Raw genomic sequence first — 18,645 nt, forward strand, 5'->3', positions numbered from 1 at the left:
AGTAATATCATAGGAATATTTAGGCAACTTTTGGTTAGTTTTATTGGGTAGGATAATCGTCATCAATTTTACATTTATTTGTTAGATACATGACATGAAACAATTATTTTATGTCAGGATTTTATTCGCTAATAGTATTCTTTAGTAGCGTAAATTGATTGAATTTATACTCAAAAGGTATTATTATTTGAGTACAAAAAGAAAGGCAGGCAAGAAAAACATGGTAGTTAAAGAAAAGAAACGGATTCAAGTTCAGATTGATAAGGATTTGGCTGAGAATACTGAAGCAGTCTTAGATGAGCTAGGATTAAATCCAACCACGGCAATTAATATGTTTTATAAGAGAATTGTGGCTGATGGTGCTTTGCCTTTTAAACCTGCCTTAAATTCGGAAGAAAAATCCAATTTACGTTTTCTTAAGGCTACAGAAGAGACACCAGTTACGGAATTTAAAGATGCTAAAGAGGTGGCCGATTGGCTTAACGATTCAGATGAGGACTAATGATTTAATCACATTATATGTTAGTTTTGTAGAAACTAACGGTGGCAAGTCGCGCCCCGTATTAATTCGTAGAGTATCAATGCGAACGGTTGAAGCTTTTAAAATTACTAGTAAGTATCAAAATAAATCGGTTTATATCAAGCAACAATATTATCCAATTAAGGATTGGCAGTCTGCTGGATTAAAAAAGCCTTCATGGGTTGATCTGGGGCATCTCTATCGTTTTCCGAAAGTTGGATTAAAATTTAAAGAAATCGGTCATTTAAGTAAGCTAGATCAAAATAAAATTATTACTTTTGCTCTTAACCTTAAATCAAAAAGAAAGTAAAACAGAATTCACATGATAATGCAAAATGACATTGGTATTTACAGAGGTTAGTTGTCTTATGTTGTAATTAGTGATAATAATAATTCTGGTTAGTTAGAAATTTTGAATATTGTATCTTATTGTGTATAACCAGAAGTCAAAAACTCTAGAAAAAATGTTAATTTCAATGGTCATTGAATAAATTGTAAAAGCTTAATCAAATAATTAAACTTTAGCTTTCAAGATCGAAGTTAATGCAATTTATTTAGATTAAACTAGATACTAAAGTTTGAATAGGTAAACAAGAATTGAATTTCATATAGTAAATTATTTATGTGTTTAAAATCAAATTACTGTTTTCTGAAATCTATTAGTTGAGTAAGAAAGTGTAATATTTATGAAAAAGTTTTTAAAAACTATGTCTAGTTCTTTGGAAGAGGTCACTATGTTATTTGTTCTAAGAAATAATATTCAAATTGATGTCAATAAATATCCTGATCTCAATGATTTAGGATATTGGGTGCCAACCAAGATTGAATCTAGATTGCTTTTAAGAACTAAATTACCACAACCGACTGTAGTTAACAGATTTCAGCAGATAACCAAGTTATCCGCTGAAGATTTTGACATGGGAGTGGTATCGAGTATCAATGATGTTTGGTAAATCATTTATAGTATTAATATTCAATAATAAATAAAGCAGGCGATAACCTTGTTAGAGGATATCACCTGCTTTTTACTTATATGATAATAAATAAAATAAATGACTCTTTTTATTCATTATCAATACTGAACAACAATTGCTTCATCAGTGACGTGTCTTGCTCGCAAATCTAAGGCTATTGTTTGATCTAATAATACTTTTCCAGATATTGTTTGCTTGCAGTTAGTCGATGATACATTGGAAAAGCACGTGCGATACTGCTGATTGGGGCCACAATCGTCATATTACTTGTTTGATAAACTAGATCATTACTTAGAGCAATGGCTGGCCGTTTATTCATCTGTTCATGACCAAGGCTTGGATTAAAGTTAACATAAAATATATCGCCTTGGCTTACCATTGAAGTTCATGGCCCTCTGACTTTCCTCAATCAAGTTCGTGCTCCCGCTTCCCATCATCTTGCCAGTCCTTGAATAGTTCGTGAATATTAGTTGGCTTCTTTTTTATTGGGGTTAAAACAATGGATCCATTTTCAATTGTTACAGTCAAGTCTTGATTATCATCTAATTTTAATTGTTTAATAATCTGGTTAGGAATTCTAATAGCTTGAGAGTTCCCCCACTTTTCTAATCGTGTTTTTTCCTTAATAAGTACCATATTTTTTCCTCCTGAATTATTATTACGAGTTTAATGTATTCTGTGTAGATACGAAATTCAACTATTCTTCCTTAATGATGGATTATAGGGATGGTAGTACTTAATTAGCTCTCTAATTACATTTCCGACTACCTAGAAGAATAGCGATTAAACCATAAATTCCAAAGCTGAAGTAGCTAAAAGTTAGACTCCAGTTACTTAGCGTGGGAAAAAGTAAACTCGTCATTGGTGGGGCTAAAACTAAAAGTGAATTAGCAATAGTGACGATGCCCCCTAAACGAGCAGCTGGAAAGACGCGAATTACTTGGGCAGAAAAACGTGGTGAAATTAAGCCCAATAAAAAGGCAACACCGGCCACACTCCAGAAAATTAGATAGATGTTATTCAGCAATAAACCTACTGCGGTTAAACTCAGCCAACAATCGGCGCTGATAGCTAATTTTTTAATGGCAGTGTTGGTTAGTATTTTATTACTTTGACTGTTACCTAGAATCATCATACAAGTGGTTAGTCCAGATAGTAAAGCAATTTTGATCGAACGTGGCACTAATAAAAGATTGTGGTTGTGTTTGAGAAATAAGACGAAAATGGGGGTTAATCCACCAAAGAAGCCATTCAGCAAAGCCAATTGACCTAAAGTGTTCCATAAATGCGGTTGGCTCTTTAATAATTTAAAATTTTGCAAAGTAGTTATCCAAGTTGAAGTTTGTCTATTTTTAGGTATTTGGCGTTCGGTTGCCTTTAAAGTTGGTTGCAAAATTTGATAACCTAGACTAACTACTAAAAAGATTCCCGCATTAAAGAGCGCTATTAACTTAGGAGGCCACCAAATTAGTAAGACTGAACCTAAAAGTGTTGCAAGTACACTAACTAATTGGTTGGTCAAACTGACTAGTCCTTGAGCCTGTTCTAAATCTGGTGAACGCACTAAACTTTTCGTGAACGGGATGACTAATGAAGCTGAGTAGTTACCCAATAAATCAGAGCAGAAGTTCAAACTAGCCATCATGATTAATAGCATTAAGGTGGCATGTCGACTGACTAAAATAGCGATTAAGCTATAAAAAAAGGCGCGCAAGAGGGAACTATGACTCAGTAAACGTAATTTATTGGCCTGTTGATCAGCTAAACTGCCTAAAAAGAAGCTAAAAACAATTGGTAAGGTCTCACTGACAGAGACGATAGTAACAGCGATTTGATTTTGTGGTAGGGTTGCGGCAATTGTTAGCATCGCCGTGTAAAACAAACGATCTCCTAATTTGGAAAGCAAATTGATGCCCGCAATTTGTGTAAAGTTAATGTTTTGTCGAATAAACTTAAGCATGTTTCAACCAATCCTTTAGTTTTGATAAAGTTATTATTCAATGCTTAAATAGACTTAACTTGAAAAAGTTAACTTTTCTTAACTAGGTGGTGTTGAAATGTATGGTCCAACAATAAAAAAAATTCGTTTGGCAAAAGACTTGGCGCTCAAAAGCGTTTATTTAGGAATTTGTTCCAAGCCGAACGCAATTCAATTTGAAAAAGGGCTGCGGATGATAGCTGCGGATAAATTTAACCAAATTTTAGATAACTTAATGATTAGTTTGGAAGAATTTCAATGGATTGATCAGGGTTATCGGCCACAAAGAGCTGCTTATTATCAATTTCTAGCAACGCGAGCATTTAACAATGGTGATGTCCAAGATTTTGCGCGCACTATACAAAGCTTAGAGAACAATCCCGGTAAAATGCAACGCATTCAATTAGCGAGTTATCGTTTATTAAATTGCTATCAACAAAAGCAGCCTTTGCCGCAAGCAGAGTTACAGTTAGTTACCAATTATTTTGCTAATTTAGCGACTTGGACTTTAGCGGATGTGAAATTTTTTGCGAATAATTGTTATATTTTGCCGTATCATTTGATGATCAATTTATTGACTGAAGCCCTCAAAGTGCAACAACGTTACCAGCATTATCCACATGGTGATGAAATTTTTGCTACATTATTATTAAATTGTGCCGATCGGATGATTGAACACTGTGACTTTGATCAGGCAAAACAAATTTTACAATTGAGTTCAGAGCTAGTAGTAGGTATTACCCTGAATGGATTTCATTTGTTGCAAAAATATGAGTTAGCTAAAATTTTATTCTTGAAAGAAGATCCGCTTCAGGGTAAGCAGCAGTTATTACAAATTAAAACCATTGCAGAATTTTTAAATGATCAATCTTTAGCTGCAGAAATTAATAAATTAATTAAAACCAATTAAATTTATTCTGATTAGCTAATTTAGGTACAAATATATCTAAAAGCATTACTCAATTGTTGGTTTTATATTAATTACATGTTCTTTTATCTATTTTTTGCTTGGCATAATACTACTGCTTTACTATGTTTGATGGATATGTTATTTTACTATCAAATTAATATATTGCCATTAAAATTAAAAATTATTATATATAAATATAATATATTAATTTCAAAATAATTCAGAACATGGAGAAATTAATGGTTAAAATTGACATGAATAAGTTAGAAGAAAATAACTATCACTTACAACAACAAGTTCAAACTTTAAAAAGTGCGTTACAAGATACCAGTGCCAAGATGAAAGCAGTGCCGAATTCCGAAGGCTTCAGCGGGAAAACGCAACAACAAATGTCCGAGTATGTCGAAGCAGCGCATGGTCGTGAACCGCAACAATTAACAAGTGAGTTAGATCAATTAGCGCAAGGCATGGAACGTTTAATTAATGACTTTAAGGCAGATGTTGATAGTAGTAGCCAAGCTAAAATTGATACTGATAACTTAGATGATATTGAAAAAATACTGACAAAGGCCAAAGAATTAAATAGTAGAACGATGGCTCGACTGAACAAAGCCTACCAATTAGCGCTTGAAGCTGGCGCGGATTGTCAATTAATCGATGATCAAGCTGACGAAGCGTTGGGTGAAACGATCCAATTGGTACAACAAACGAAGCGCAAAGTATTAAATTATAATAATCGCACCCTACCATTAGCGTTAAAAGATTTAAGTCATAATTTGGTAAATATTAAAAGCAATTTGGCAGTGACGGCGGGAATTAAAGGTCAAGGTAAAGATCACTTTCAGATGGCGGCTTTTTTAACAGAGTTAGGACATGATGGTTGGAATACTGCGGCTTTAACCAGTTATGAACACTTTTTGAATGATAGTATCAAGAACTTAAAAGGAAATAAATTATCTAAACAATTAAATCATTTATTTAAGCAGGCGCGTCAAGTCGGCTCTTCTGCCTTTAATGCATTGTTTCGCCCGTATGCGCAAACCGGAGTTAGTCAAAAAGCGGCCAGTTCAGCATTAACGATTATGCTGAAGTACTTAGGGGCGACCGTAGAAAATGGTTATCTGAAGTTAACAAATGGCTTTCCAATGTTGAATCCCTTTGAAAATGAATTGTTACAAACCTTGTTGCCTCAAGTCGTGCATACTGCTTTTCCCTTTACTAAGGGAACAAAAGGTGGTTTAGCCAACGCCAGTGGCACGTTAGCTACCGAGATTCACCAATTGCGCTATTATATTTCGGACTCCAACGCTAAATATATCGAACAAGTAGCTAAGAAGTTGCATGTCACTCCAGGAGAATATTTAGATGATTTGAGTCAAACGGGACAGTTTAAAGTCGGCAGTGAAAGTGCAAGAGCGCATAATAAATCGAAAACTGAGGATTTTTATCCGAGCATTGGCTCTTCAAATAATTACAAATTACTATCTAACTTTCATGTTGAATTTATTATTAATAATCAAACGGGTAAATTATTACATGTCGATCCAGCAACCACGATTGGCAAAAGTGGACAAAATTTAGCTGAATGGCAAACCGATGATTTAGCAGGCTTTGTGAATGGGCCATCGTATAATTATGCCAATCAAAATGATATGAATTTATCGAATATATATAGTTCACACTTTAATTATGACTATGGTTATGAAAAAACTTTAGATATGCCTAATCGCAATGATATGTTAACTACAGATAATTCCCAAAATAAATACGCTCTTTATACAACGCCTGACAAAGAAGGGAAAAATAAATATCAGCCTGTAGACAGCTATTCGGATTATCACCGCAAAGAGCAAGGTAAATAAGACGATGAAAAAAAACTATAAAAGCTATTTATTGGCTACGGTAGTAGGATTAAGTATTTTCACGATGGGACTAAGTAGCAATCCCCCCAGTAGATCAGAAATGACACCGAAATATCAAAAGATGAGTGCTAAAAAATTGCAAGCGTGCAAAGATGAGGGAGCAGCTTTAACACCCAAAATAAAAGCCAAAGCGGCTAAAGATTTAATAGGACAATATTTTTCCTTTAATTCATCAGAATTTGAATATTTTCCGAGAAATGGTAGTGGCGAATACTTTTTAAAGTTAAAATCCGATCAAACCTTTGTTTTAGTATATAACGATGCTTTTAAGGTACGGACTGACCAAGAAGGTAGTCCAGATGGAATAAGTATTCAAACATTTGCGGGTAATTATAAAATAAGTGAGAAGAAGATTAAGTTATTTATCCAAGATTATTGGATAACAGTAGAAAATGAAGATGAAATTCACCCTTTAAAAAGAGTAAACAGTTGGACAGTAACACCAACATCTATTGGTTTAAATCATGCATTATATAATCAATTACCAACAGACGTACAACAAAAGATCACATTTGATAAAGTTCACTACAATTATGATAACAATAAAGAATATGGTTTTGCGGAGAAGAATTATCCTAAAAAATATGTAAGGTATTTAAAAAATTCTGGTAATTATGAAATCGCTAAATATCATAATTATTGGCAAGTACAAATGCCTGGAGTAGATATGCAAGACGATCCGAAAAAAGAAGGAAAGTATATATTTTCTAAAAAGATTGACCGGTATGGCTACCTCCATAAGTATGATCATGTTTATCCCATTCCGGATTCAGTATCAGAAGACTTAATAAATAAGTTTAAGGAAAGTGGTAGTTATTAATAGGGTAAACGTAGGTGCGACCGTAGAAAAGGGTTATTTGAAATTGGAACATGGTTTTCCAATGTTGAATCCCTTTGAAAATGAATTGTTACAAACGTTGTTGCCCCAAATTGTGCAAACTGCTTTTCCGTTTACTAAGGGAACGAAAGGAGGTTTAGCCAACGCCAGTGGTACGTTAGCTACCGAGATTCACCAATTGCGCTATTATATTTCGGACTCCAACGCTAAATATGTCGAACAAGTAGCTAAGAAATTGCATGTTACTCCAGGTGAGTATTTAGATGATTTAAGTCAAACCGGGCAGTTTAAAGTCGGCAGTGAAAGTGCGAGAGCGCATAATAAATATGCAGCCAAGGGTAATTTGTATAAATTGGACAAAAATAATTACAAATTACTATCCAACTTCCATGTGGAATTTATTATTAATAATCAAACGGGACAATTATTACATGTTGATTCAGCAACCACGATTGGCAAGAGTGGGCGAAATTTAGCTGAATGGCAAACCGATGATCTAGCGGGTTTTGTGAATGGACCATCGTATAATTACGCCAATCAAAATGATATGAACTTATCAAATGTAGATAGTTCACACTTTAATTATGATTACTCTTATGGGAATATGGATATGCCTAATCGCAATGCAATTCTAAAAAATAAAAATAAAATGTATACAACTCCTGAAAGAGAAGGTAAAAATAAATATCAACCTGTAGACAGTTATTCGGATTATCATCGCAAAAAGCAAGGTAAATAAGACGATGAAAAAAAATTATAAGACTTTTCTGTTGGCGATGATAGTGGGATTAAGTATTTTCACGATGGGACTGAGTAGTAATCCGCCTAGTAGATCGGAAATGACACTCAAATATCAAAAAATGAGTGATAAAAAACTGCAATCTCGTAAAGACGAGGGTGGAGTTTTAACACCCAAAATTAAATCTCAAACGTCTAAAGATTTAATAGGAAAATCTTTTTCGTTTAATTCAAGAGAATTTGAATATTTTCCGAGAGAAGGAGATGGAGAATATTTTCTAAAATTAAAACCTGATCAAACTTTTATTTTAGTGTACAATAATGCCTTCAAAGTTCGTACAATGGAAGAAGGTGGAGAAGATGAATTATATGTTCAAAATTTTTCGGGAAATTACAAGGTGTCAAAAAAGAAAATTAAGTTATTTATTCAAGATTATTTGGCAATTGGAGAAGATTTAGATAAGATTTTTCCATTGAAACGAATCAATAGTTTGTCATTAACCCCGAAATCTATTAGTTTAAATTCTGCATTGTATGATCAGTTACCAACAGACATACAACAAAAGATTTCACCTGATCAAATTAGGCAATTATACAATTCATATGAATATTATCGAAGTGTCTATTCTAGAGGATACGCTAAAAGGTTAGCAAATGCTGGTAGTTATGTATTGATAAAAAAGGGAAACACTTGGCAAGTTCAGAAGCCAATGATTGGCGAAAGGAAGCATGTTAAGGGATCTAAAAGGTATTACGATAATCCTTATAAATATGGCTACCTTCACAAGTATGATCATGTTTATCCAATACCCGATTCAGTTTCAGAAGATTTAATCAACAAGTTTCGAGCCAGCGGTAGTTATTAAAAAGAAAGTGGTAGTTACTAATAATTTTTGGATGGGAGATAATTTGAAATGGATGTTGCCGCTATTTTACAAGCAATTAAGCATAAGCAAGCATTACTAAAAAAGTTGCGCCAGGCACAACAAGAAGCTAAGGCGGAGGTGGATGACTTACAAAAAATCGTTAGAGACATTCAAATAGGTCAAGCAACAGCAGCACCATGGCACGGTCAGAGAAAGAATAAATTTGAACAGTTACAGACGAATAACTTATCCGTTACAAAAAATAATGCAAGTAAAAATGACGAGAATTTAAGTGCCATCCAACAAAGAATTAGCCAATTAGAAGCCGAAATTACTCAACTAGAAGCCCAATTGGCATTAGCCCAGAGTGCGGAGAAAAAATAATGACTACTATTAAAATCGTTCAAGCTAACTATAACCAAAATGTGAGCCAAGCAAGCAGTTCAGTTCAACAATTACAAGCCCAATCCTTAACAGCTACCAATATATCTGGAACGAATTTAAAACCTTTTGTTCAAGCAATCAAATTAGAAAAAGAATTGGAACAAGTTATTAAACGTTATGGGACAATTGCGGAACACGATACAGTGGAGTATTCTCAGGTATCCCGTGAGTTGGAAGCAGCAGACACCAAGGTCGCAAATTCGTTTCAGTAAACCAATAACAAACCAATAATGATTATTTTATATTTGTAACTAAAGTTTTGAATGCTGTAACGAGCCGGATAAAAACCACTTAGTATTTGGACATCAAGTCTTAATTGCTCAGTGGTTTTTTCAATTTGTTTTAATTAATCCAGTTTTTAAACTCGGATTAACCTTAATTGGCATATCTAAAAAGTGGTTACTAGTAATAAAATTAGTTCTGTGATAAGTTAATGGACGAACTTTTATCTAAATTAGAGCTTTAGAAATCTTTGGATCTTTTTTCAAAATTTGCTTTGCTCTAATGTTGTTTTAGTCATATTGGTTATCACTTCTTCAGTTTTTATATTATTTTTTTCAGTACATTTTTTATGGGAGAGTTATACATATAATTTAGTTTAACGGTAATTTTCCGTCGATCATGTAAAATATCCTGTATTCTTGAAGTTGGAACATTTACTTTTTTAGCTAGCATATATTTGGAACATAATTAATTGACAAGTCTTAGAAAATATTTTAAACTACTGATAGTAGTAAACGGGTAACTTGAGTATCCGTTAGATGTTTGATGTCATATTGGTGGGTTGAACGACATTTTTGTCGCACTGAATGACGTAGTCTTTGAAGGGTTGTATGTGAACACCTCGAGTCAACATTAAAACATTCAAAAGTCCCTATTGGGACTTTTTTTTTGGGGAGGATTAGAAGTTTGCTAGATTTACTCCAAAGTGCAGCTCAAGAGTACAATAAATTGCTTAATAAGACAGTAATCGTTACTCTAGGACGTAAAAACAAACTGGAAGTCATACGCATAAAGTTTGAGGATCGTCATTTTTATCATCTTGCAGGATTACACTATTTAACTGATCTTAGTTTACATAGAGTTAATGCTCCTGAAGTATGGAATCAGATAATATCTGGTAATATTAGTGAATCTGATTTAAGACGGTCAGATTTTTACTATAAAATTGAAACAAGAATATTAAGCTTAACTAAAATTTATAGTCTTTTTAGTGATAAGAATGCAATTTTTAAATTTCAAAAATTGCATAATTCTAGTAGAATATCGTGGAATTATTTAATCGAATTTATAATTGATAGTAGTAGTCACGGATATTTGTTTATAAAGGAAATCCGTAGAGAACCTGGTTGTTATTGTTGCATTAGTCAATTTCCAAAAAAGAATTTAGATTATGGCAGGGGACAAGTACGATTTACCTTGCTTAAAACGGAATTAGTAGATATGGCAGATCATAAGATAACTTTGTACAAAAGTAATTCATATCATTGAATCCTATGTTAATAAAAATTTGATATATTTTCTAAGAGTTGTTTTTTGAAATTAAGCGACATAACTTAACAGTTGTGACTTATTTTTTATCTCTTATAATAAAAGGCGTTGAAATACGTTATAACTTACCGACATAAACGCTGCTATATTTTTGGAATGGAGTTAAAAGTATGGAAACTATTTTTATTTTAATCCGAGGAAATTCTGGAAGTGGCAAAACAGTTTTAGCTGATAATCTACAAAAATATTTAGGTTATGATAATTGTTTTTTGCTTCATCAAGATGTTATCCGCCGTGATATATTGCATGCTAACGACCGTCCAGGTACACCAGCAATTAGTTTAATAAAAGAATTAGTCGAATACGGGTCTAAACATTATCATGTAATTATTTTAGAGGGTATTTTACGCAAAGATGTTTATGGTGAAATGTTAGAAAATTTAATCCAACTTTTTGGTCGTAATGCTTTTGTCTATTACTTGGACGTACCTTTTTCTCTGACAGTTAAGCATAATCAAACAAAAGATTTTCCCTTTCCAATAGCAAGTTTAAAAAAATGGTGGCGGGCTAATGATTATCTAGAATATAATGACCGTCGTTTGACAAATGGCGACACAAAAACTTTTTTTAAGCAAATTATCCAGGATATAACAGAAAATAATTTATAACATGAAATGTGATAAATTAATAATTAAACAATTAGTTGCTTTGTTTGATAATAATAACCTCTACCACCAGCGTATATATGTTTAATTTTATAATCTTGGTCAGTTTCTAACTTAACTAATATCTCTGAAGGGGCATTCAAAGAGTATCCTTGGTTAAAAACATACATATTTTTACGTAAATAATTGTGTTCATAAAGGTATCCGGCTACTGCACAACTTGATGTCCCTGTTGCGGATTCTTCATCAATGTCATACAAAGGGGCATAATTGCGACAGACAGTTCGATTATTTTGAATTGTGTATAAATGCATCCCGATAACATCGTGCTTGGCACTAACTAGTGAAATTTCTTTGAACTGAGGTTTTAATGCATGCAAATCAGTTTCAGATTTTATGGGCACTAAAATATCTTTTAAACCTGTGGAAGCAATTTGTATTGGATACTGTGTGTCAATTGCACTGATATCAAAGCATTTAGATAATTCTTCAGGAGAAATTTCTTCATAAAATACAGGTTTATTTTGTTCCATAAATATCATGTCATCTGTTAAATTAATTACCAAAATACCACTATTGGTTTCAATTCTGTATTGATTTTTTGATAGTTTATTTAAATACATGAGTATGACAAAAGTTGCAATGGTTGCATGACCACATAAGTCGACCTCTTCTTTAGGCGTGAAATATTCTAACTTAAAATCAGCAATGTTTGAATCAGAAATAAAAGCTGTTTCTGCATAGCCTAATTGACGAGCTATCGCTTTTTTTGAGATTTTCTTAATATCTTATCCATGAAAACTACGCCCGCCTTGTTACCACCGGCGCCATCTTTACTAAAGGCACTTGCAATATATACTTTTACTTCCATGTGTAATTCCTCCCCACTGATTACTTAAAATTGCTATTAGTGTAATATAAACTGCTGTCAGTATAACATCAATATTATCTAGGAGTTTTATAACTGTTGAAATAAGATAGTGTTTGCGTAACATCCGTAATGGAGTTGGAAGTATTACATTATTTTTACATCCAAATATCATTGGTGATCTAGTACTTGATGGAGAATTACGGCAAGACATTGGACTAATTGAAGAAGATCATGGAAGTTGAAAACAGTAGAAGCTATTGAAGCGTATGACATGCCAGATCCCATTTAGATATCGGTTAAAATACCACCTAAAACAAGTGTTGTTAATTTTAAATTAGTGTTTGTAATTTAACGTAAAGGGAAGAAGTACAATGATAATTCATGAACGACATGCCAATTTAAAATATAACTATGGCCACCGTGGTTTTAGAACACTCGGATTTTATGTTAGCCCAGTGAGATTAAAACCAACGACAGTATTAGTAAAAAAGGATACATTGATCTATTTAAAAAAGCTCTCTTTAAAAAATAAGAACCATAAAAATTATGAGCAGTAGCAGTGGGTGTGTTTTGTTAGGTCCTCGTTAAAAATCTTTTTGTTAAAGCTCTTTTTATTGCTCTGCCGTTCATGAACTTTTATGAAGTTTTTATCGTTAAAAAATAGTATTACTATCTAATTGTCCTTGCTTTAAAACTTTTGACATAGACTTTTGACATAGATGGCAATACTATCTTAATTTATTTTATATAGTTATTATTAGCGTCATTTACTTTGAAGTTAGAAGTTATAAGAAATACTAATTAAGTGCGGGATCGCTTTGACTGGCTAATAACCACTGGTGATTACTACCAAGTCGGATATAGGTTTGTTGGTTAATGGATTTAACGCCATAAGTTGCATAGGGCACGTTGAGGTTAGTGATCTGGCCAGTGGGTTGACCGTTTTGGTTGACTAAAGTGTTGTTAGCATGGACAGTCACGGCTTTGGGTAAAAGATATAAAGCGTCTGCTGCTGCCCACTGATTATTGCCTAAATCAACGGCATAAACATATTCAGATTGATTGGCAAAGTCGACGCGATTGATTTGCCAATCGGCTACTTTATTACTTAACTTTCCGATGGGTTGGGTCAGTTGGGGATCTTTGTACACGGGAATAGGTTGGCCAGCCGAAAAAGCTTCTTGATAGATGTATGATCCGGGTTTAACTTCATGGCTGACAGCATTAAATTGTGCGCTCACCCATTGATGACCACCTAAATCATAAGCCGTTATTTTCCCAGTATTATCGACTTCTTTTTCATAAGTTTGCCAGGCACTAATTTGGGGAACGAGCCTCGTGCCAATGGGTTGACTTAACTGTGGATCTTGGTAAGTCATGTTCATCTGCCCATGTGAATAATAAATATCATGACTGGGAACGACAGCGGCTTGAGTCGATAATATTGGTAAACTAGCTACAGTAATTATTGTTGCCAATAATTGACTACTGAAAGATATTAGAGTTGGTTTCATAATAATTGCACCCTTTCGTTAGCAATTTTCCCAAATATATAATTTGAATTAAATTAGTTGATATGAGCGGCATTTAAATTAGCCCACTGCTGGTTGTTACCTAATTTGAGATAATTTTGTCCGTTGATGTTTTTAACACCATAAACTTTGTAAAAGTCGTCAGTTTGGATTTTAGTCGTTGGCGTTCCAAACTGGTTAAACAATTGGGCTCCTTGTTCAAAGGCATAGATCGAACGCACGGCAAGGACGTTGCTCGATGTAGCCACCCATTGATGAGCTCCTAAATCAACCCGCGTAATGGGATCGCCACTTGAACTATTGCTGGCATACTGACTTACTTTCCAATCAGCAATCTGAGGATTTAAATAACCAGTGATGTGCCATAGTTGTGGCGAGTCGTAGATGGGAACTTGTTGATAGTTAGAATAGGCTTCTATTAAGTTATTGGGCTTTTTGTTTTTGACGACGCCACCTAAAAAGACATCACTACTTTTAACCCATTGATTAAACCCTAGGTCAAAGGAATTAAAGGGAATGTACGTTGTACCATCTGTAGGACGATTACTTTGACTAACAGCAGTGACTGCCCAATCATTGATGGTGGTGGCTAAAGTTGTACCGGTTGGTTGGGAACAGGCAGCATCACGATAGATTGGTACCGCTTCCTTTCCAGAGCTAACTTGTAAATTTGCGGCTGATGTGACATAGGCTTGGGCATTAACCGAATGACTAATTATCAATAAACAACCAAATACGGTCATAATTAAACTGCCAATCAACGTTAATTTTGCTTGCATCATTTACCCCTCTTTCTGACATATTAAGTGTAGCACGAAAAGGTTATCAGAAGTTTCGAAAACACCAGTTGGAATTGATTTTAAAATTTAGGTTTGCGCTCAGTGACATTGCGTTCATGAAGTTTGATCCGGGATCATTTTCATCCAATAGTTGATTAGGTTCTATTAAAGTTATATTGACTATCTTTAAATTGGATTAATATGTAGATAGTAGGTAACACCAATGAAGAAACGTCTTGAACTACTATTCTAACGTGAGTGATCCAACATAATAGTTTTGCACAACACAAAAATTTATTTATGATTAGCTAACCAGTTTTCTATAATTTAACAGTAACGTACGATAAGTTGTTAAACTATCTGAGCATTTCTTTGTGATTTATAGATAAAATTAATTTTGTAGATTATGATATTAATAAATTCTTTGTCAGCAGATTTGAGACAAAAGAAAGTGTCTTGATTTCTAAAAAAGTATTTTTGGTTGATGTTCGCCTTGAAGTTATGCATTAATACCGTTAATTAAAGATTCAGGAGTCATTGTTCAGTGAAACTATTTCAACGTTTTTTCCATAATGAATACAAATATCAGAAGATGTTTGTCTTTATTTTAATTTTCTATTTAGCAATGGGCGTCTCCAAATAGGCTCAAATCTTGTTCTTTCAACAAAATCATGGTCTGCTGAATTATTCCATCTCTTATTCGGCCATGGCAGTGGCGGGCTCATTTTCCTTTTTAATCAGTAACAATTTGGCCAACTGGGGGTTAAAAAAGATTGTCAAAGTTTTTTTGCCAATCTATGCTGTGGGCATGTTGTTGAGAGTGATTCCTAATAACGCTTTTATAGCGTTGATTTCGGGTATTATTGCCGGTCTCGGAGCTAGTATTACGTTACTAGTAATTCGCTCTTGGATTTATTTTGAATCAGACCAAGATGAAGCAGCTAAAGAAGCATTGGTTTCGTCGCGGTATACAATTATGCAAATTGCTACTTTGATGGCCACTATTGTTGCCGGCTGGTTGATTTCTGTAGTGCATGCTGCAAATTATATGTACTGGTTTTTAATTGTTATAGCGGCCTTATTGATGGGCAGTCTGTCAGTGACTAATAGCATTCCTGACGGTAGAGTTCAAAAAAAGCCGCATAGTCTGTTTGTGGCGTTACCAACGAATCGGTTAGCGGGGGTACTATTATTTTTGTTGGTGTTCTTATTGGGGTTAACTAACGCCTTGATTGATCCTATTTTACCAGCGATTTTACGGAAGACTGGTCTAAAAATTAGTGCCGTAACTGTTTGGACGACGATATTTAGTATTTTAACAGTTTTAACATCGCTTTTTTATCAACGGCGACATTTGCGGATGTCTGCAGGATGGGCCTTTCTTATCAATGAAGTCATTGTTGGTTGTAGTATGTTGGTAGCATTTTTAGAATTTGACAAGGGCATTTATATTTCGTTAATTGCTTATACAATTATGGCAATTGGTATCGCCGGCTTTTTTATCTTTAAAGAGTTGATGGAATACGATATGTTTCCCAAAACTGAAAGCTTTCTGTATTTAGGCATAGCTCAGTCGGGCTTTTTGGTAGGTGATGCCTTAGGTTCACCAGTCGGAACGTTGCTGTTTCAACAAACAGGCACTAAACTGTTGCTGTTAATTTACGGAGTGTTGACGATAGTTTGTGGAATAGGTTATAGCTTGTTATATGTTTATTTACGAAAATCAAACAATAATTAGCAATTGTTGGAGTAGTTATTAAAATTCAAAATAACTCAGCATTACTTCTTTCTTTAATGTTTTATTTTATTCGACTCCAAAAAGGAAGAATTACTTTTTCAAGGTTATTTACAAAACGGTCCCATAGTAATCAATAATTTCTATGTCAATAAAATCGTTTTGGTTTTTAATTGAAAAACGAAGCCTGTACTGTTCATTATAATTGTTATTTATGTTTTTGTATTCTTAAGTATGTTATAATGAATACAAATATACAAAGGAGGATTTATAATGACAACAACTCCAACTACTATTCGGATAGATGACCAGTTAAAAAAAGCTGTAGAACCGCGTCTAGAAATTGCCGGATTAACATTAAATGGTTACATTAACATGGCAATTAAACAGTTCGTTATTCAAAATAAAATTCCATTTGAAATTATAGTTCCTGACGAAATACCCAATGATACAACTCATAAGGCTTTGATTGAAGCACAAGCTAAGGAAATGGGTTTAATATCGGATAACTCTCATGAATTTGAGGAGACAAGTCAGATTATGGATTTTTTGAATAGTGATAGCCAATAATGAATAACGTTAATTACAAGATTAAGATTGAACCGCAGTTTCAAAAGGATTATCAAAAATTTAAAAAACACCATCAAGAATTAATTTCAGAATTTAGGATTGCATTAAGTGAGTTACAGCTTCATGGCCGTGTTCCTGATTCTTACAGTCCACATAAACTGGATAATAGGGGTGGTTTATATAATGATACTTTAGACTTTCACTTATCAGAAGGCAAAGTAGACGTTGTAATCGCTTATCTGCCGCATAATACTAATCCAGTAATTAGGTTAATTCGAATAGGAACGCATAAAGAACTTTTTCAAGGAAAAATAAAATAACGAATAGAAAAAAGCGATCAGTGATCGTTTTTTTTATTTATCCATCATTCATGAACTTCTACACTTGGGTATTTCTATTAAATAAATTTTTCTCTAATACTGTTTTAGTCATGTTGATTATCTTTTTGATTACATTGGATTAAACTGAATTGATAATTGCTGATTTGTAGCCTGAGCAATTTCTGCTAATAATTTTGTTGAAGCGTTCATATTGCCACTTTCAATTCTAGCAATCGTGGACTGCGGTTTATTTATTAATTTAGCAAATTCTCGTTGACTCATGCCAAAACTGTCACGCAAACTACGAACTTTAACAGCAATTTCTAAATTAATATCTTCTTGCTCTACTGCTTTTGCAAATTTTGGATCGGTAGTACTTCTTTTCTCAATATATTCATCAATTTTTGACATTATTTATTCCTCTCCTAAAAATTTTTTTCTTCTATTTTTGGCAATCTTTTTTTCACGTTTGGGAGTTTTTTGAGATTTTTTAGTAAAAACGTTAGTAATTATATAATGGTCGTCTTTTACCTGGAAATAGATTGCCCTTTGAACGTTAGAAGCTCTTTTAGAACGTATTTCATATAAATTGTTTTCTAATTTTTTAATCCATTCTTGACGAATAGCAATGCTTAATCCGTATTGTTCAATTTTTTGAATGGTAGTAACTAATTTAGCAGCATCTTTATAATTTAAACTGTCTAGAAATGATTCAAATTCGTCATAATCGTAATAGCCAAACTCTATCTTCTTCATATTTATTATGATAGCAAATTAGCGTTCAAAAAGCAATAGTTTACAGGAGTTAAAATTTCAACTTTTTTAGTTAAGTGCTTTTTTAAGGTGTACTTTATTTTAACGATTTTGCAGCATAGTCAGTTTAAAAAAAGACCGCTCTATTCTATAAGGAAGACGGTCTTCACAGTTTTATAAATACAATACTGTATTTGATTAATTAGAAATCATTGTGAATTGAAGTTGTCAGTTGCCAGACAATATTGAAGGGATCCTTCACGATCCCATAAGCGGGGCTGAAGACATTACTGGTCAGCGGTGTGATGATGTCAACCTGTTCACTGGCTGTCACTAATCTCTGGTAAAGGGTCGTAATCTGGTCTTTGTCCGTTGATTGTAGGCAAATACTCTGATTATTGCCAATCACAAATTGTACATTATCAACAGGTGCGTCATTCAACGTTAATTCGCCACCGGTAGGAAATACCAATACGCAGTGACTGACCTGATTTTCAATTTCAGGTGTCAGCTTCAGGGGAGCACCCATTTGTTGGACCTCAAGCAGTGTCTTTTTAAAAATGACTTCGGCTCCTAATACTTTTTCGTAAAAGGCGATTGCTTTATTTGCTTGTCCGTTTAACGATAGAAAGGGAATTAGTTCTGTTTTTGTCATATTTACAACCTCCAATTGTTTAATTGATTTAACAAACGTAGTATAGCAAGTAAAATATGACACAATTATGTCAGGATTGGAGAA

The 18,645-nt window shown here is 33.6% G+C and carries 22 protein-coding genes and 3 pseudogenes; 15 read left to right on the forward strand and 10 right to left on the reverse strand.

Annotated elements, in window-relative coordinates; translation table 11 throughout:
• Positions 1-220: 220 nt before the first annotated feature.
• The 3 genes and pseudogenes from AC3B5B_RS07960 (at position 221) to AC3B5B_RS07970 (ending at position 1,473) form a co-directional block, all read left to right on the forward strand.
• Positions 221-502 (forward strand): type II toxin-antitoxin system RelB/DinJ family antitoxin, encoded by a 282-nt coding sequence (locus AC3B5B_RS07960; RefSeq protein WP_489769815.1) that lies wholly within the window; start codon positions 221-223, stop codon positions 500-502.
• Positions 492-827: pseudogene (locus AC3B5B_RS07965) on the forward strand (hypothetical protein); the annotation flags it as partial. The gene AC3B5B_RS07960 and the pseudogene AC3B5B_RS07965, both read left to right, overlap by 11 nt.
• A gap of 427 nt (positions 828-1,254) precedes the next feature.
• A complete protein-coding gene (locus AC3B5B_RS07970; protein WP_489769816.1) occupies positions 1,255-1,473 on the forward strand; it encodes a hypothetical protein in 219 nt (72 codons plus the stop codon).
• A gap of 187 nt (positions 1,474-1,660) precedes the next feature.
• Here the strand turns inward: AC3B5B_RS07970 and AC3B5B_RS07975 are convergent, their stop codons facing one another.
• From AC3B5B_RS07975 to AC3B5B_RS07985, 3 genes are all read right to left on the reverse strand, one after another.
• Positions 1,661-1,873 (reverse strand): type II toxin-antitoxin system PemK/MazF family toxin, encoded by a 213-nt coding sequence (locus AC3B5B_RS07975; RefSeq protein WP_489769817.1) that lies wholly within the window; start codon positions 1,871-1,873, stop codon positions 1,661-1,663.
• 26 nt (positions 1,874-1,899) lie between these two features.
• Positions 1,900-2,130 carry an AbrB/MazE/SpoVT family DNA-binding domain-containing protein gene (locus AC3B5B_RS07980; protein ID WP_489758035.1) on the reverse strand — a complete coding sequence of 77 codons (231 nt, stop codon included), beginning with the start codon at positions 2,128-2,130 and terminating at the stop codon, positions 1,900-1,902.
• Between the two features lie 112 nt (positions 2,131-2,242).
• On the reverse strand, positions 2,243-3,454 hold the full coding sequence (locus tag AC3B5B_RS07985) for an MFS transporter (RefSeq protein WP_489758036.1): 1,212 nt from the start codon (positions 3,452-3,454) through the stop codon (positions 2,243-2,245).
• Positions 3,455-3,551: 97 nt separating this feature from the next.
• On the opposite strand from AC3B5B_RS07985, the gene AC3B5B_RS07990 reads away from it, so the two are divergent.
• The 7 genes from AC3B5B_RS07990 to AC3B5B_RS08020 all read left to right on the forward strand — a co-directional run bounded on the left by AC3B5B_RS07990 (position 3,552) and on the right by AC3B5B_RS08020 (position 9,402).
• Positions 3,552-4,382 (forward strand): Rgg family transcriptional regulator, encoded by an 831-nt coding sequence (locus tag AC3B5B_RS07990; protein ID WP_489769818.1) that lies wholly within the window; start codon positions 3,552-3,554, stop codon positions 4,380-4,382.
• 239 nt (positions 4,383-4,621) lie between these two features.
• A complete protein-coding gene (locus AC3B5B_RS07995; protein ID WP_489769819.1) occupies positions 4,622-6,244 on the forward strand; it encodes a DUF3114 domain-containing protein in 1,623 nt (540 codons plus the stop codon).
• A 4-nt stretch (positions 6,245-6,248) separates the two neighbouring features.
• The gene (locus tag AC3B5B_RS08000; protein ID WP_489769820.1) at positions 6,249-7,124 is read left to right on the forward strand and encodes a hypothetical protein; all 876 of its coding nucleotides are present in this window, start codon (positions 6,249-6,251) and stop codon (positions 7,122-7,124) included.
• Positions 7,125-7,161: 37 nt separating this feature from the next.
• Positions 7,162-7,881 (forward strand): DUF3114 domain-containing protein, encoded by a 720-nt coding sequence (locus tag AC3B5B_RS08005; protein WP_489769821.1) that lies wholly within the window; start codon positions 7,162-7,164, stop codon positions 7,879-7,881.
• Between the two features lie 4 nt (positions 7,882-7,885).
• Positions 7,886-8,746, forward strand: a complete 861-nt coding sequence (locus AC3B5B_RS08010) for a hypothetical protein (protein WP_489769822.1) — start codon at positions 7,886-7,888, stop codon at positions 8,744-8,746.
• 48 nt (positions 8,747-8,794) lie between these two features.
• Positions 8,795-9,130: a hypothetical protein gene (locus AC3B5B_RS08015; RefSeq protein ID WP_489769823.1), complete on the forward strand. Its 336-nt coding sequence runs from the start codon at positions 8,795-8,797 to the stop codon at positions 9,128-9,130.
• Positions 9,130-9,402 (forward strand): DUF5344 family protein, encoded by a 273-nt coding sequence (locus AC3B5B_RS08020; RefSeq protein ID WP_489769824.1) that lies wholly within the window; start codon positions 9,130-9,132, stop codon positions 9,400-9,402. The genes AC3B5B_RS08015 and AC3B5B_RS08020 overlap by 1 nt, the downstream gene beginning before the upstream one ends.
• 388 nt (positions 9,403-9,790) lie before the next feature.
• Here the strand turns inward: AC3B5B_RS08020 and AC3B5B_RS08025 are convergent.
• Positions 9,791-9,874, reverse strand: a pseudogene (locus AC3B5B_RS08025) (helix-turn-helix domain-containing protein); the annotation flags it as partial.
• Positions 9,875-10,099: 225 nt separating this feature from the next.
• Here AC3B5B_RS08025 and AC3B5B_RS08030 point away from each other — a divergent pair.
• Together AC3B5B_RS08030 and AC3B5B_RS08035 are read left to right on the forward strand one after the other, a co-directional pair.
• Complete coding sequence (locus AC3B5B_RS08030) at positions 10,100-10,681, forward strand: PBECR4 domain-containing protein (protein ID WP_489769825.1); 582 nt, start codon at positions 10,100-10,102, stop codon at positions 10,679-10,681.
• A 170-nt stretch (positions 10,682-10,851) separates the two neighbouring features.
• Positions 10,852-11,349 carry a zeta toxin family protein gene (locus AC3B5B_RS08035; protein WP_489769826.1) on the forward strand — a complete coding sequence of 166 codons (498 nt, stop codon included), beginning with the start codon at positions 10,852-10,854 and terminating at the stop codon, positions 11,347-11,349.
• A 23-nt stretch (positions 11,350-11,372) separates the two neighbouring features.
• Here AC3B5B_RS08035 and AC3B5B_RS08040 read toward each other — a convergent pair.
• From AC3B5B_RS08040 to AC3B5B_RS08050, 3 genes and pseudogenes are all read right to left on the reverse strand, one after another.
• Positions 11,373-12,217, reverse strand: a pseudogene (locus AC3B5B_RS08040) (PhzF family phenazine biosynthesis protein).
• Positions 12,218-13,014: 797 nt separating this feature from the next.
• Entirely contained in the window at positions 13,015-13,731 is a 717-nt protein-coding gene (locus AC3B5B_RS08045) for a hypothetical protein (RefSeq protein WP_489769827.1), read from the reverse strand.
• A 53-nt stretch (positions 13,732-13,784) separates the two neighbouring features.
• Complete coding sequence (locus AC3B5B_RS08050; protein WP_489769828.1) at positions 13,785-14,531, reverse strand: hypothetical protein; 747 nt, start codon at positions 14,529-14,531, stop codon at positions 13,785-13,787.
• Between the two features lie 649 nt (positions 14,532-15,180).
• Here AC3B5B_RS08050 and AC3B5B_RS08055 point away from each other — a divergent pair.
• The 3 genes from AC3B5B_RS08055 to AC3B5B_RS08065 all read left to right on the forward strand — a co-directional run bounded on the left by AC3B5B_RS08055 (position 15,181) and on the right by AC3B5B_RS08065 (position 17,153).
• Positions 15,181-16,266 carry an MFS transporter gene (locus AC3B5B_RS08055; protein WP_489769829.1) on the forward strand — a complete coding sequence of 362 codons (1,086 nt, stop codon included), beginning with the start codon at positions 15,181-15,183 and terminating at the stop codon, positions 16,264-16,266.
• A 270-nt stretch (positions 16,267-16,536) separates the two neighbouring features.
• Positions 16,537-16,833, forward strand: coding sequence for a type II toxin-antitoxin system RelB/DinJ family antitoxin (locus tag AC3B5B_RS08060; protein ID WP_489769830.1), 297 nt, complete (start codon positions 16,537-16,539; stop codon positions 16,831-16,833).
• On the forward strand, positions 16,833-17,153 hold the full coding sequence (locus AC3B5B_RS08065; RefSeq protein WP_489769831.1) for a type II toxin-antitoxin system RelE/ParE family toxin: 321 nt from the start codon (positions 16,833-16,835) through the stop codon (positions 17,151-17,153). Before AC3B5B_RS08060 ends, AC3B5B_RS08065 begins: the two co-directional genes overlap by 1 nt.
• 129 nt (positions 17,154-17,282) lie before the next feature.
• Here AC3B5B_RS08065 and AC3B5B_RS08070 read toward each other — a convergent pair whose 3' ends face one another.
• The 3 genes from AC3B5B_RS08070 to AC3B5B_RS08080 all read right to left on the reverse strand — a co-directional run bounded on the left by AC3B5B_RS08070 (position 17,283) and on the right by AC3B5B_RS08080 (position 18,561).
• Positions 17,283-17,564 (reverse strand): helix-turn-helix domain-containing protein, encoded by a 282-nt coding sequence (locus AC3B5B_RS08070; protein WP_489769832.1) that lies wholly within the window; start codon positions 17,562-17,564, stop codon positions 17,283-17,285.
• Positions 17,565-17,567: 3 nt separating this feature from the next.
• Positions 17,568-17,909 (reverse strand): type II toxin-antitoxin system RelE/ParE family toxin, encoded by a 342-nt coding sequence (locus AC3B5B_RS08075; protein ID WP_489769833.1) that lies wholly within the window; start codon positions 17,907-17,909, stop codon positions 17,568-17,570.
• Positions 17,910-18,108: 199 nt separating this feature from the next.
• A complete protein-coding gene (locus AC3B5B_RS08080; RefSeq protein WP_489769834.1) occupies positions 18,109-18,561 on the reverse strand; it encodes a VOC family protein in 453 nt (150 codons plus the stop codon).
• Positions 18,562-18,645 lie beyond the last annotated feature (84 nt).

It is taken from the genome of Bombilactobacillus sp. ESL1187, assembly GCF_058107155.1.

Coding starts and splice junctions, on each gene's coding strand:
- AC3B5B_RS08020 (WP_489769824.1), top strand. CDS start 9,130: ATGACTACTATTAAAATCGTTCAAGCTAACTATAACCAAAATGTGAGC.
- AC3B5B_RS07970 (WP_489769816.1), top strand. CDS start 1,255: ATGTTATTTGTTCTAAGAAATAATATTCAAATTGATGTCAATAAATAT.
- AC3B5B_RS08010 (WP_489769822.1), top strand. CDS start 7,886: ATGAAAAAAAATTATAAGACTTTTCTGTTGGCGATGATAGTGGGATTA.
- AC3B5B_RS07995 (WP_489769819.1), top strand. CDS start 4,622: ATGGTTAAAATTGACATGAATAAGTTAGAAGAAAATAACTATCACTTA.
- AC3B5B_RS08075 (WP_489769833.1), bottom strand. CDS start 17,909: ATGAAGAAGATAGAGTTTGGCTATTACGATTATGACGAATTTGAATCA.
- AC3B5B_RS08070 (WP_489769832.1), bottom strand. CDS start 17,564: ATGTCAAAAATTGATGAATATATTGAGAAAAGAAGTACTACCGATCCA.
- AC3B5B_RS08060 (WP_489769830.1), top strand. CDS start 16,537: ATGACAACAACTCCAACTACTATTCGGATAGATGACCAGTTAAAAAAA.
- AC3B5B_RS07980 (WP_489758035.1), bottom strand. CDS start 2,130: ATGGTACTTATTAAGGAAAAAACACGATTAGAAAAGTGGGGGAACTCT.
- AC3B5B_RS08000 (WP_489769820.1), top strand. CDS start 6,249: ATGAAAAAAAACTATAAAAGCTATTTATTGGCTACGGTAGTAGGATTA.
- AC3B5B_RS08080 (WP_489769834.1), bottom strand. CDS start 18,561: ATGACAAAAACAGAACTAATTCCCTTTCTATCGTTAAACGGACAAGCA.
- AC3B5B_RS08050 (WP_489769828.1), bottom strand. CDS start 14,531: ATGATGCAAGCAAAATTAACGTTGATTGGCAGTTTAATTATGACCGTA.
- AC3B5B_RS08035 (WP_489769826.1), top strand. CDS start 10,852: ATGGAAACTATTTTTATTTTAATCCGAGGAAATTCTGGAAGTGGCAAA.
- AC3B5B_RS07990 (WP_489769818.1), top strand. CDS start 3,552: ATGTATGGTCCAACAATAAAAAAAATTCGTTTGGCAAAAGACTTGGCG.
- AC3B5B_RS08045 (WP_489769827.1), bottom strand. CDS start 13,731: ATGAAACCAACTCTAATATCTTTCAGTAGTCAATTATTGGCAACAATA.
- AC3B5B_RS07975 (WP_489769817.1), bottom strand. CDS start 1,873: ATGGTAAGCCAAGGCGATATATTTTATGTTAACTTTAATCCAAGCCTT.
- AC3B5B_RS08015 (WP_489769823.1), top strand. CDS start 8,795: ATGGATGTTGCCGCTATTTTACAAGCAATTAAGCATAAGCAAGCATTA.
- AC3B5B_RS07985 (WP_489758036.1), bottom strand. CDS start 3,454: ATGCTTAAGTTTATTCGACAAAACATTAACTTTACACAAATTGCGGGC.
- AC3B5B_RS08065 (WP_489769831.1), top strand. CDS start 16,833: ATGAATAACGTTAATTACAAGATTAAGATTGAACCGCAGTTTCAAAAG.
- AC3B5B_RS07960 (WP_489769815.1), top strand. CDS start 221: ATGGTAGTTAAAGAAAAGAAACGGATTCAAGTTCAGATTGATAAGGAT.